General features: G+C 66.8%; 11 protein-coding genes. All 11 read right to left on the bottom strand.

Annotation, left to right across the window (positions count from 1 at the left end; genetic code table 11):
- Positions 1–86: 86 nt before the first annotated feature.
- Positions 87–815 carry a polyprenol monophosphomannose synthase gene (locus tag GD627_RS07970; RefSeq protein WP_152272077.1) on the bottom strand — a complete coding sequence of 243 codons (729 nt, stop codon included), beginning with the start codon at positions 813–815 and terminating at the stop codon, positions 87–89.
- Between the two features lie 494 nt (positions 816–1,309).
- A complete protein-coding gene (locus tag GD627_RS07975; protein ID WP_246165391.1) occupies positions 1,310–2,956 on the bottom strand; it encodes an amidohydrolase in 1,647 nt (548 codons plus the stop codon).
- 47 nt (positions 2,957–3,003) lie between these two features.
- A complete protein-coding gene (locus GD627_RS07980) occupies positions 3,004–5,865 on the bottom strand; it encodes a DEAD/DEAH box helicase (protein WP_152272078.1) in 2,862 nt (953 codons plus the stop codon).
- Between the two features lie 73 nt (positions 5,866–5,938).
- Positions 5,939–6,766, bottom strand: coding sequence for a twin-arginine translocase subunit TatC (gene tatC / locus GD627_RS07985; protein ID WP_146361948.1), 828 nt, complete (start codon positions 6,764–6,766; stop codon positions 5,939–5,941).
- Positions 6,767–6,771: 5 nt separating this feature from the next.
- Positions 6,772–7,080 carry a Sec-independent protein translocase subunit TatA gene (gene tatA, locus GD627_RS07990; protein ID WP_152272079.1) on the bottom strand — a complete coding sequence of 103 codons (309 nt, stop codon included), beginning with the start codon at positions 7,078–7,080 and terminating at the stop codon, positions 6,772–6,774.
- Between the two features lie 32 nt (positions 7,081–7,112).
- A complete protein-coding gene (locus GD627_RS07995; protein WP_146361950.1) occupies positions 7,113–7,448 on the bottom strand; it encodes a hypothetical protein in 336 nt (111 codons plus the stop codon).
- Positions 7,449–7,503: 55 nt separating this feature from the next.
- On the bottom strand, positions 7,504–9,477 hold the full coding sequence (locus GD627_RS08000) for a helix-turn-helix transcriptional regulator (RefSeq protein WP_152272080.1): 1,974 nt from the start codon (positions 9,475–9,477) through the stop codon (positions 7,504–7,506).
- 96 nt (positions 9,478–9,573) lie between these two features.
- On the bottom strand, positions 9,574–9,969 hold the full coding sequence (locus GD627_RS08005) for an FKBP-type peptidyl-prolyl cis-trans isomerase (protein WP_146361952.1): 396 nt from the start codon (positions 9,967–9,969) through the stop codon (positions 9,574–9,576).
- A 40-nt stretch (positions 9,970–10,009) separates the two neighbouring features.
- Positions 10,010–10,900, bottom strand: a complete 891-nt coding sequence (locus GD627_RS08010; RefSeq protein ID WP_152272081.1) for an FKBP-type peptidyl-prolyl cis-trans isomerase — start codon at positions 10,898–10,900, stop codon at positions 10,010–10,012.
- 145 nt (positions 10,901–11,045) lie between these two features.
- Positions 11,046–12,407, bottom strand: a complete 1,362-nt coding sequence (gene pafA / locus GD627_RS08015) for a Pup--protein ligase (protein ID WP_152272082.1) — start codon at positions 12,405–12,407, stop codon at positions 11,046–11,048.
- The gene (gene prcA / locus GD627_RS08020; protein WP_146361955.1) at positions 12,407–13,141 is read right to left on the bottom strand and encodes a proteasome subunit alpha; all 735 of its coding nucleotides are present in this window, start codon (positions 13,139–13,141) and stop codon (positions 12,407–12,409) included. The genes pafA and prcA overlap by 1 nt, the downstream gene beginning before the upstream one ends.

Here is a 13,141-nt window from a genome sequence, read left to right on the forward strand (position 1 = left end):
CCCCCCCCCCCCCCCCCCCCCCACTGATCCATCCACGGGGGGGGGCCGGCCCCACCCCCCCCCCCCCCCGCTCTTTTGCTTTTAACTCAGCCGCGTCCGGTGAGCTTCTGCCAGCGGGCGGTCAGCCCCCAGCGGGTCACATTGGCCATGGCCTCGACCACAATGTTGCCGCTCATCTTCGAGTCACCCAGCTCGCGCTCCACGAAGGTAATCGGGACCTCCGTGATGGACAGGCCCATGCGTGCCACACGGAACGTCATGTCCACCTGGAAGCCGTAGCCCACGGATTCGACCGCGGAGAGGTCCAGCCGTTCCAGGGTGCCGCGGCGGAAGGCCCGGTAGCCGGCGGTGATGTCGCGGACCGGGATGCCCAGCATGAACCGCGAGTACGTGCTTCCTCCGCGGGACAGCAGCTTGCGGTGAAGCGGCCAGTTGACCACCGATCCGCCCTTTACCCAGCGGGAACCGATGACGAGGTCCGCGCCGGCCTTAGAGGCCTCCAGAAGGCGCGGCAGTTCCTCCGGCCGGTGCGAGCCGTCGGCATCCATTTCGACCAGGATGTCGTAGCCGCGTTCCAGGCCCCACCGGAAGCCGGCGATGTAGGCTGCGCCGAGCCCTTCCTTGCCCTTGCGGTGCAGCACATGCACCTGCGGGTCCTTGGCAGCGATTTCATCCGCGTAGGCGCCGGTGCCGTCCGGGCTGTTATCGTCCGCAATCAATACATCCGAATCGGGAACTGCGTTCCGCAGCCGCTTCAGCGTAATGGGGAGCGACTCGATCTCGTTGTATGTGGGGATGATGGTCAGGACACGCACTGGGTAAGCCTTTCAGCGGACGCACGCCGCGGTGTTCGGAGCCGGTAAGGGTTACTCCTCCGGCAGACTATCCAGTATATGGGAGTATGCGGCGCGTCAGGTCGGGTGCTGGAGCCCCGGACAGCACAACCGGGCGGATGCAGCCGTCTTCGGGCCAGTTCCGGCGGATGCCGGCCCTGTTTTCTACTGACGGTTGAACCCACCCGGTTGGGTGATGCTGGACCCGGTCACCGGCTCGGCGGAGCATTTTCCTCCGGTGCGCGCGGTGCGGGCCATGGCAGTAAGGATCCGGCGGAAAGGCGTCCGGGGCGCCGCTCCGAAAAAGATCCAGAACGGTGCCCGGCACGCCTCAGGAAGCCGGTCCCGACCACGATCCTCATAGCCTACGTGCTGGCAAGCACATGTCAATAAGGCCGCTGACTAGGACCTTTGCACGTTCCTGCAGGTCAGACGCCGTGCCCGCAAACGCCGGAACGGGCAGGTAGTTCCACGGTTCACACCAGGTCCGGAGCACGGTAGAGCTCCCGGCCGTTGTGGACCGTCTGCAGGCAGCGCGGCTCGTCCCCGTTGTCCAGTGCAGGCAGCAGCGGGGTTCCCGCGCGCGGATCCGTGCTCCACGCGGATACATTGGCATCCGGTGTCTGAACCATCAGCTCCTGTACCTCCCAGAGGGCGAAGGACGCAGGAGCGCCGGCCGCCAGCTGGCCGAGCATGAAGTTGCCCTCTCCCGCGGCACGCCAGCCTGCCCGGGTGTGGCCGATAAACGCAGCCCGGGCCGAGACCCGCTCCTTCGGGTTGGAATGGGACACGGCGGCCCGGACCCCGGCCCACGGGTCAAGCGGCAGGACGGGAGTATCGGAACCCAGCGCGACGGGCACACCGGCGGAGAGCAGCGAGGCCATACGGTTCATGGTCTGCCGCCGGTCCCCGAGACGCTGTTCGTAAAGCCCGCCGGGATGGCCCCAGGCAGCATCGAACCCGGGCTGCAGGCTGACGGTGACGCCAAAACGCAGCAGCTCAGCGATGGCGGCGTCATCGATCATCTCCGCATGCTCCAACCGGTGATGCGCAGCCCGGACAGCTGCCTCCCCCACGGCGTCCGCAGCCAGACGGAGCCCGGCCAGTGCGGTGTCCATCCCGGCGTCACCGATAACGTGGAAGCCGCCTTGGAGTCCGGCCCTGGTCATCAGTTCGAGATGGCGGCCGACCTGTTCGGCGCTCAGGTACGCGGTGCCTGCAGTGTCGGGACGGTCGGTGTACGCCTCGCGCAGCGCAGCCGTCCGTGCCCCGATGGAACCGTCGATGTTCAGGTCGCCGGCCAGACCCAGCAGCCGGCCTTCGAACAGTTCCAGGAGGCCGGTGACTTCGGCCTCGGTTTCCACCAGTTGGCCCCAGTACGGCAGGACCTGCGGCAGCGGACCGTCACTCAGTGGTCCGTCCAGTCCCAGCAGCCGGCGAAGGTCCTCGGGCGGGGCGATGTGGGGTGCGGCCATCTCGGCCACAGCCACCACGCCGCGGGAAGCGGCATGCTTCAGGGCTGCCAGCTGGAATGCTCCGCGTTGGTCCGGGTCCGCGTCCCGCGCTACGGTGCGGGCGGCGTCGTGTGCGGCCCGGACAACGAAGCCGTTGTCCCAGCCGTCATATTCCTGCAGCCGCAGTTCAGCCGCCAGCGTGCCGGATACGGCGGCGCAGTGCACATCGGAGCGGGATAGGTAGACGGGCCGGTTGCCGGACGCAGCGTCGAGCTCGGCAGCGGTGGGGACACGCCGTTCCGGCCAGCGCGACTCGTCCCAGTTGGTACCCAGGATCAGGCCCGAGGTCTCCGCGGCATAGTCCGAGACCTGGTCCAGGAGGTCGGCCAGGGAGGTGCAGCCGCTCAGGTCCAGGGTGACCAGGGACATGCCCAGTTCGGTGGTGTGGACGTGGGAGTCCACGAAGCCGGGCGCAACCAGCGCTCCGTGCAGGTCCACTACGTCCATCCTGCTGTCCTGGATGGACGTGGCGGCCTGCTCGGAGCCGACCCAGGCGACGGTGTCGCCGTCGACCAGCATGGCCGTTGCAAAGGGATCGCCGGCGCTGTATACCGAACCGTTGCGGTAGAGCGTCAGGGTGCTGGCGCTCTGGATGGGACTGCCGTTCAAGGACTCACCTGTTTTCTGTAGCACGTTGATGATGGCGGCGGCCGGGGTCAGTCGCCGACGTTGGAGTAGGCGACGACGCCGCGCCGCACCAGGGAAATAGCGTCCAGGAAGCGGCGGCGCATACCCGCCGGCAGATCCGGAACCTTGGCCAGCTGGTCCAGCAGGTCGATCACCTGTTTGGCCCACCGGACAAAGTCCCCGGCCGCCAGTTCGGTGCCGTTCAGGGCCACCTGCAGATGCTTGCCCTTGACCCACTTGTACATGGGCCAGACCAGTCCCAGCTCAGGTTCACCGGTCAGCGGCAGCCGGGACGTCTCTTCCAGATCCGTGAGTTCGGACCATTGGCGGATGACGGTATCCACGGCGGATTCCAGCGAAATACTGGGCATCTTGGGCCGCAGCCCCCGCTCCTCACGCTTGGCCTGGTAGACCAGGGCTGTGGCCAGGCAGGCCAGTTCGGCGGGGTCAAGGTCATCGAAGGCGCCGTGTTCCAGCGAGAGGGCCACGAGCAGGTCCTTTTCACCGTAAATGCGCCGCAGTTTCTGTCCGGCGGGGGTCACGCTGTGGATACCGGGATCCTCCGGGTCGATGTAGCCGTACCTGGCCAGCACGTCGCAGACCCGGTCGAAGGTCTTGGCGATGGTGTTGGTGCGGCCCCGGATCTGGCCCACCAGGTTGTCGGTTTCCCGGCGCAGCTTCCACCAGCGCTCGGCCCAGCGTGCATGGTCTTCCCGGTCGCTGCACCCGTGGCACGGGTGGGCACGCATTTTCCGGCGCAGTTCGGCGATGGCCTTCTCCTGCCGCTCCGTACCCGCGGTATGCATGGCATTGGCGCGGGCCGCCGCCGGCCGGGGCGGGCGGTGCTCATGCAGCGCGTTCCGGAGCGAGGAGGACAGATCCCGCCGGTCCTTGGGTGAGCGGGAGTTGAAGGACTTCGGGATGCGGATGTGTGAGACCGGTTCCAGGGCATCGTCGAGGTCGGCGGCACTGAGACGGCGGATCTGTTTATCCTCCGTCAGGATTGCAGGCCGCACCTCGCGGGCTGACGCATCCACGTCCAGCACAACGGCGTGGCCGGCATTCCGGCCGCCGGGAAGGTACACGATGTCGCCGGGACGCAGGTTCTCCAGCGACGCGGCCGCAGCGCTGCGCCGGTTCCGCGCCTTGGTCTTGGACGCGGTGTTTTCCAGGTCCGAAAGCTGCCGGCGGAGGGCAGCGTACTCGTTGAAATCCCCCAAATGGCAGGTCATGGCTTTTTCGTAGCCGGCCAGCGACTCTTCGCGGGACCGCACCTGCTTGGCCAGGCCCACGACGGACCGGTCCGCCTGGAACTGCGCGAAGGAAGACTCAAGGATTCCGCGGGCCCGTTCCCGGCCGAACTGGGCCATCAGGTTGATGCTCATGTTGTAGGTGGGCCGGAAGCTGGAGTTCAGCGGATAGGTCCGGCGCGAGGCCAGGCCGGCCACGGCCGCCGGATCGGTGCCGGGCTGCCAGAGGACGACGGCGTGGCCTTCGACGTCGATCCCGCGGCGTCCGGCGCGGCCGGTCAGCTGGGTGTACTCCCCGGCGGTGATGTCCACATGGGCTTCACCGTTGAACTTGTCCAGTTTCTCCAGCACCACCGAGCGGGCCGGCATATTGATGCCGAGGGCCAGGGTTTCGGTGGCAAAAACGGCACGGACGAGCCCGGCGGCAAACAGGCGTTCCACTACTTCCTTGAAGGTGGGGAGCATGCCGGCGTGGTGTGCGGCGAAACCCCGGACCAGGCCCTCCCGCCACGTCCAGAAACCGAGTACCTCCAGGTCATCCTCCGGGATGTCCTGGGTGGCTTCGTCAACGACGCGGGCAATTTCCCGGCGTTCATCTTCATCCGTAAGCCATATCCCGGACTCGACACACTGGCGTACGGCTCCTTCACAGCCGTTCCGGGAGAAGATGAACGTGATGGCGGGCAGCAGGCCGTTGCGGTCCAGCTGGGCGATGACCTGCGGGCGGGAGGCCCGCTGGATGCGGGTGATCGGCGGTCCGCCGTGTCCGCTGCCGTGTCCCCCGCCGGAACGTCCGCCGCGGGAATCCCGTCGTCCGCCGCGGGAGGAGCCGCGCGGCCCGCCCCAGTGGCTGCGCTGATTGACGCGGGACTCGGCGCGTGCCAGTTCCATCAGTTCGGGGTTGACCCGGTAGCGCTCCTTGATGCCCGGCTGCTCGCCGGCGGCCTCGTCGAAGGACACATCGGATTCAAACAGGTCAAAGATGTCCCGCCCCACCATGACGTGCTGCCAGAGCGGGACGGGCCGGTGCTCGGAAACCACCACGTCGGTGTCGCCGCGCACGGTATCCAGCCAGGCTCCGAATTCCTCGGCATTGGAGACCGTGGCGCTGAGCGAAACCACCAGCACGTCGGAAGGCAGGTGGATGATCACTTCCTCCCATACGGCCCCGCGGAACCTGTCCGCCAGGTAGTGCACCTCGTCCATGACCACGTAGCCGAGGTCAATGAGGGTCTCCGAGTTGGAGTACAGCATGTTCCGCAGCACCTCGGTGGTCATCACGACGACGTCGGCGTCCGGGTTGATGCTGGTATCACCGGTCAGCAGGCCCACCCGGTCGCTGCCGTAGGTTGCTGCCAGTTCGCTGTACTTCTGGTTGCTCAGGGCCTTGATGGGTGTGGTGTAGAACGCCTTCAGACCCCGCTGCAGGGCCAGGTACACGGCAAACTCCCCCACCACCGTTTTACCGGCCCCCGTGGGGGCGGCGACGAGGACGCCGCGGCCGGACTCGAGGGAGCGGCAGGCTTCGGACTGGAACGGGTCCAGGTCAAATCCCAGCGACTGCTCGAAAACGCCCAGGCGGGTCCTGGCATGTTCGGAACGTTGTTTGGCGGCAAGGTACCGCTCCGAAGGAGAAGTCATAAACCCAGCCTATGCGCTGCGCCGGGCCCCGCATGCCACAATCACCGGTGGGCGAACGGCGTGCAGGGGCACCCTAGAGCTTGTCGACGGGGGTGGCCGTGTCGGCGTCGGCCTCCACGGCGGCTTCACGGGCAGCCTGCCTCCGGACGCGGCGCCGGTCATTGATCAGGCAGATGCCCACCGCGAGGGCGAACAGCGCCAGCAGCGGTGCCGCCAGGTAGAACATGCTCAGGGCGTCTGCGCCGGGAGCGGCCATGGCGGCAAAGAGGCAGATCAGGAACACCGTGATGCGCCAGTACTTGATGATGGTCCGGCCGCTCAGCAGCCCGGCCAGGTTCAGCCCGACCAGGAAGACGGGGATGAGGAAGGCAACACCGAAGGCCAGCATCAGCCGCAGCACAAAGGCAAGGTAGACCGAGGCGGTGATGACGTTGGAGCCGCCTTCGGGCGTGAACTCGGTCAGGACCCGGACAGCGTTGGGCAGGATCAGCCAGGCCAGGTAGACACCGCCGATGAACAGCGGTACCGCGGCGGACAGGAAGCCCAGTGCGGCCCGCCGCTCCTTGCGCTTCAGGCCGGGCGTGACGAACGCCCACGCCTGGTAAAGCCAGACCGGGCTGGAGACCAGCAGTCCGATGAAGAGCGAGACCTGGATCATCTGGTCGAAGGGAGTTGCTACTCCCTCGAAGTTGATGGTGGTGAACCGGCCGTCGCTGTTGCCCGCGTCGATCAGCGGCTTGGTGAGCGCGTCAAAGACGGGCAGGTACAGGAAGAACCCGCCAACGGTGCCCAGGACAACGGCGATTCCGGATTTGAAGAGCCGGTTGCGGAACTCCCGCAGGTGCTCTTTAAGGGCCATCCGCCCTTCGGGGTTGGATTTGCGCCCTTTACTCAGCGCCACGGCTGCTAGCGGCGTGTTGGCGGGTTACCCGCAGAATCCGACGGTCCGCTCGGGGTGCCGGACGGCGGGTTCTGCCCGGGGAAGAAGGTCTGCTCTGCCGCCGCGGGACGCGGTTCGGGATTCACGACGCGTCCTTCCACCGGATCACCTGCGGCGGGTTTGGAAGGGTCTTCGTCCTTCATCTGGCGTACCTCGGACTTGAAGATCCGAAGGGACTGTCCCAGGCTCCTTGCCAGCCCCGGGAGCTTGGGAGCGCCGAAGAGCAGAACAGCCAGTACAACAATGACGATAATCTGCCAGCCTTCAAGCCTCATGGCGGTGTCCTTTCGTTGGAGAATATTCTATGTCAGAGTTCCGGGAAATCCCGCCACGCGCGCGGCTGGCCTTTGGCCATGCGGCGTTCGACACGACGGTGCCGACGGGCTTCGCTGCGGGCCGCCTTACCGGCGTCGTAGGCCTTCCGGGCCTCGGCCGGCTCCGTGAAGATGTCCGCGGGGACGTCCTCGACGATGCTGGACGGAACGGTGTCCGGAGTGCGGAGGGACAGCTTGGCCGAAGCAGCTTCGAATTCCCGGAGGATACCGAGGAACCGCTTAAACAGCCGGTAGCCGATCAGGGCGTAGAAACCCGCGGCGCCTGCCGCGAGGGCAAGCCAAATCAGTATCCAGGACCACCAAGGCATACTCCCAGCATAGTGGAGACTGCCTGCCCGCTCGGACCGGCGGTGCCGGAGGCGCTTATGCGGACGGGTAGTTGGCGGCCGCCTCCTGCAGCCACGCCAGGGTGGCCCGGCGCAGCTCCGCGGGCTCGGCGACGGCGGCCGTTCCGCCGAGCCGGGCCGTGAACGCAGGAATCCAGCCGGCATCGGAGGTGCGCAGTTCCACCGCTGTGCGTCCGTCCGGCAGCGCCGCCCGCCGCTCGGCGTCGTACGCCTCGGCAACCCAGAGTGCGGCCGGCGCCAGGACCAGCGTCACCCGCTGGTCCAGCGGACCGGGCGTGAACAGGCTGGCCGGGAACGCTGCCCCGGGCTCCGGAGCGTGGGTGAGTGCAGGCCCGGCGTCCCGCACGCCGTGGATGCGGTCAACGCGGAAATTCCGGGGTGCTTCCGCCCGGTGGCACCACGCTTCCAGGTACCAGGTGTTGTCCACGGAGAAGAGCCTTCGCGGGTCCACGGTGCGGCGGGTGACCTCGTCGCGGCGCGGCACCAGGTAGCGCAGCTCAAGCTGGCGTGCACCGCTGATCGCCTGCTGCAGTTCGGCCAGGACGGTGCCGCCGGCGGTATCGTCCAGCCGTGCCGCGACGGCGGTTCCGACGCCGCCGGCCTCCCCTGCGGCCTCGGTCAGCTTCTCCAGGGCACTGGCTACGGCAGCGGTGGCGCCGATGCCCGGAAGCGCTGCCAACGTGTCCAATCCCACGATCAGGGCGGCCGCTTCATCCATGCCGAACCGCACCGGTTCGGAGAGGTCCTCGGCGTTGTCGATATAGATCCGGTCGTCGTCAAAACTGACGTCCATCAGTCCGTTGGGGTAATGCCGCGGCCCGCTGACGAACAGCAGGTCCAGATCCTTGGCGAGCTGTTCCTTGCTCACGCCGAACGCGGCGGCCGTTTCGTTCATATCCGCACCCTGGTCCGCCAGCACATACGGCACCAAGTCCAGCAGGCGCGTGAGGTGGTCCTGGGCGCCTGCGGACGCCGGCCGGCGTGCCGGAGCCGCGGCGTCCGCCAGTTCGAAGTCCGGCAGCGGCAGGCTCTGCGCTGCCAGGGCGCGGGTAAGGGCCGTGTGGACGGCCGTCACGTAGTCGGGCGGCGAGACAGCCACAGCGGCGGCGCCCAGTGCAGCCGTGTCGGCGGCCAGGGCGTCCAGGTCACGGACCCGCAGATGCAGCCGGTCCCGGAATGCATCAAGGGCCTCAACGGACTCCGCCTGCAGGCGCAGGGCCGCCCCGGCATCCGTGTGCACATCCACCACTGCCGGCTGCGGGGCGTAGACGTCATCCAGGGACGCCAATGAGGTATCAATGTCAAAATCCGCCGGCACGGTGTAGGTGCCCGGGCGCAGCCGGACCGGGGGCTCCATGCGGGAAAGCCGGAAAATCCGCTCTGCTGCGCGGTCCAGGTCATAGCCCACCAGGTACCAGTGGCCGAAACGGCTGCCCATCCCCCAGGGCTGGACCCGGCGGACCGACGGTGCGGCCGCGCCCGGCGGCCGGTAACCGAAGGTCAGCGGCGTGCGGGTGGTGGCGGCGCGCCAGACCTCGTCGAAATGCGGATCATTGGTGCGGATGCTGGGCTGCAGGGGCATGGCGCCGGCGTCCCCGGGCAGCACGCCCCGGGCGTGGAGTTTGCGCAGGGCCCGGGCCGCGGCGGATCCCAGCGAGGCCTGGTCCCACATCCGGGCCGCCAGGGTCAGGACGGCGGATTCCTCCGGCGTGAACCGCACCCCCGGGAGCCGGTAGGCGTCCTGCCGGATGCGGTAGCGCTGGGTGGTGCTGTCCTCGAACATCGCCTCTTCGGTGTAGGACTCCACCGGAATCCCCTGCTCGCGCAGGAACGCCTTGTCCCGGTCGAAGAGTTTCTCCCGGGCATCGGCGGTGGCGGCTTCCCCGTACAGTTCAATCTCATCGAACAGCTCGTGCTTGGTGAAGCCCCGGCGTGTGGAGAGCAGCGCAATGACCAGATTCAGCAGGCGTTCGGTTCTCTTGGCGGACACGGGAGCTAATCTACCTTCCTTCCGGGCGGCTGCATGCGAAAGGGGCGGGGCCGCCGTCGTTATGACAGCGGCCCCGCCCCTTTCAGGCGGTGCGGATCAGCGGACGCCCAGCAGGTCCACGACGAAGATCAGGGACTCTCCCGGAGCCACGGCGGAACCGGCGCCGCGGTCGCCGTAGGCCATGGCGGAGGGGATTTCCAGCCGGCGGCGGCCGCCGACCTTCATGCCCAGCAGGCCCTGGTCCCAGCCCTGGATGACCTGGCCGACGCCGACGCGGAAGTCCAGCGGGGTGCCGCGGTTCCAGGACGCGTCGAACTCCTCGCCGGTGGAGAAGGCTACGCCCACGTAGTGGGTGGACACGGTGTCTCCGGCCTTGACCTCCTGGCCGTCACCGACCACGAGGTCCTCAATAACGAGCTCGGTGGGGGCATCGTGGGCCGGGAAATCGATTTCCGGCTTCTGGCGGTCGTATTCGCGCTTTCCGAATGACATGGGACTCCTTTGTTTTGGGACTGCGTGCAATCCTATCGGGTTACTTGGCCTCAAGGATGTCGACCACGAACACCAGGGTTTCGTTCTGGAGTTCGTTGCCTTCGCTCGCACCGTAGGCAGTGGCGGGCGGGGCCACGATCAGGACCTGCGAACCGACCTTCTTGCCTGCCAGTCCGTCGGTCCAGGCGGAAATGACCTGGTCCAGACCGAAGGTGGAGGGAGCGTTGCGCTCCCAGCTGGAGTCAAACACGGTCCCGTCGGACCACTTGACGCCGTGGTACTGCACCGTGACAGTGTCATCGGCCTCCACAACGGCGCCGTCACCGGTCTTGAGCTCCTGCGACACGAGTTCGGTAGGTGCATCCGTCTTCGGAACCGTGATGGTCGGCTTTCCGTTGTCGTCCAGTTCCACGGTGGGCAGACCGTCGACCGGCGCCACATCCGAGCCCCAGGCACGCTTTGGAATGTCACGGGCATCGGTGAGCGTGAAGATGACGAACTGCGCCTCGGTGCCTGCCTCCTCGTCGCCGGGGATGTAGTAGGCGAAGTCGGAGCCGACCGGCGCGCCCTTCAGGGCGCTGTACATCTGCTCGTTGCCCTGCTTGAGGGCGTCATCGAGGGCAATGTCTTCCGCTGCTTCAGCCGTGTAGGATTCCTGGCCGGCCTCTCCGCTCTCGGGATCAACCATCATGAGTCGGATCGACGCCGTCTGGCCTTCGGCCAGTTCGTTGCCGTCGCCGTCGTTGACCCGGGTCAGGGTGGGTTCATCGGCGCTGAGCGGCTCGTCGAATTCGACCTTCGGGGCGGTGCCGTCCTCTCCGCGTTCAATCTTCACGGAGGAGAGCGGACCGCCGCCCTCCGTGCTGTCGCCGCCGGAACAGGCGGTCAAAAACAGCAGGAAAGGCAGGAGAATGGCTAGTACTTTACGCACAGTACTTCTTTCAGTGGTGGACAGGTGAGCACAGCGGCCAATGGGCGGATGCCCGTATACCGGGCAGCTCAACGCCGCACGGCCGCAACCGCCCTAGAATAGCCGGTCCGGCTGAACGAAACCTAGGTGAGGGGTGCGGCAGGGCTCAAAGGGTGGACAGCAGCGCCTCCACGCGCTCGTCGACGGACGCGAAGGGATCTTTGCACAGCACCGTCTGCTGGGCCCGGTCATTGAGCTTCAAATGCACCCAGTCCACGGTGAAGTCACGATTGGCAGCCTTGGCGCGGCGGACAAAGTCTCCGCGCAGTTTGGCCCGGGTGGTCTGCGGCGGCTGGTCGACGGCTTCCTTGATGTCGCGGTCCTCCACCACGCGGGCCGTTTCCCCGCGGGCCTGCAGCAGGTAGAACAGGCCGCGCTGCCGGGAAATGTCGTGGTAGGTCAGGTCCACCTGGGCCAGCTTCGGCGCGGACATTTCCAGGCCGTGCCGCTCACCGACGCGGTCCACCAGTTTCTTTTTGATCGCCCAGTCGATCTCCGTGTCGATGCCCGAGTGGTCGCCGGACTCAATGGCGTCCAGGGTCCGTGTCCACAGGTCGAGGACCCGCCCGACGTGCCGGTTATGCTCGCCGTTCGCGGCAACGAAATCCTGCACGCGGTCCAGGTAGATCCGCTGCAGGTCCAGCGGAGTCATGGTGGACCCGTTGGCCAGCTTCAGCGGCTGCCGTCCCGAGAGGTCGTGGGAGGTTTCCCGGATACTCCGGATCGGGTTCTCGAGGCGCAGGTCCCGCATCAGGACGCCGGCCTCGATCATCCGCAGCATGAGGTCCACGGACCCGGCCTTCAGGAGCATGGTGGTCTCGGACATGTTTGAATCGCCGGCAATGACGTGCAGCCGGCGGTAATGTTCGGCGTCGGCGTGCGGCTCATCGCGGGTGTTGATGATGGGACGGGACCGTGTGGTGGCCGAGGACACCCCTTCCCAGATGTGGTCCGCCCGCTGCGAGAACGCGAAGAGGGAACCGGACTGGGTCTTGAGCACCTTGCCCGCTCCGACCAGCAGCTGGCGCGTGACGAGGAAAGGAATCAGGATGTCCGCCAGACGGGAGAATTCGAGCCGCCGCGGGATGAGGTAGTTTTCGTGGCTGCCGTAGGAGTTTCCGGCGGAATCGGTGTTGTTCTTGAACAGATAGACGCTGCCGTTGAAGCCCTCCGCCTTGAGCCGGTCCTCCGCCTCCTCCACCAGGTCCTGGAGGATCAGTTCGCCGGCGCGGTCATGCGCCACCAGCTGTGCCAGATCGTCACACTCGGCGGTGGCGTATTCGGGGTGGGAGCCCACATCGAGGTACAGGCGCGAGCCGTTGGTGAGGAAAACATTGGATGACCGGCCCCAGCTGACCACTTTGCGGAACAGGTAGCGGGCTACCTCCTCCGGGGAAAGGGGACGTGAGTCGGGTCCGGAGTAGGCGATGCCGAATTCGGTCTCCACTCCGTAGATCCTGCGGTCCATCAGTCTCCTTCCGCGCCGGACAACAGACGGTCCAGCTCTACGGTGTTTATCCTGCGGAACGCGCGCACGGTGCCGCGTGTGGACAACGGATCCCGGTCGAGGACGGCGACCTCCAGCAGACCGGCGCCCAGTGCTTCCCGCGCATTGCCGGAGCCATCGGCTGACCGGGTGGCGGACAGTGCCTTCACGGCAGTCCTGATGGCTGAAGCGAAATCCGCGTCCTGGTTCCAGGTCCGGCTGAGGGCTTCATTGACCGTTTCGGCCTGCCCGCCCATCACCGTGTAGTTGCTTTCATCCGCGATGGAGCCGTCAAAGTTCAGCCGGTACAGATGGTCCGAGTAGGGTTCCTCCCCCACCTCGGCCACGGCCAGCTCGACCTCGAACGGTTTGCCTTCGGTGGTGAACACCGAGCCGAGGCTCTGTGCATAGACGCTGGCCAGTCCCCGCGCGGAAACGTCCTCGCGCGAATACGAGTAGCCGCGCACGTCGGCAAACCGGATACCCGCCTGGCGCAGGGACTCGAACTCGTTGTACTTCCCGACGGCGGCGAAACCGATCCGGTCGTAGATTTCGCTGAGCTTGTGGAGGGACGGCGAGGGATTCTCCGCCACCAGGGCAATGCCTTCGCGGCAGGTCAGGACCACCACCGAACGTCCCCTGGCAATGCCTTTCCGGGCGAAGTCCGCCCGGTCCTTCATCAGCTGTTCGGGCGAGACGTAGAACTGCTGTGTCAC

The sequence above is a fragment of the Arthrobacter yangruifuii genome (assembly GCF_009192775.1).
In the GTDB taxonomy this organism is placed as follows: Bacteria; Actinomycetota; Actinomycetes; order Actinomycetales; family Micrococcaceae; genus Arthrobacter_B; species Arthrobacter_B yangruifuii.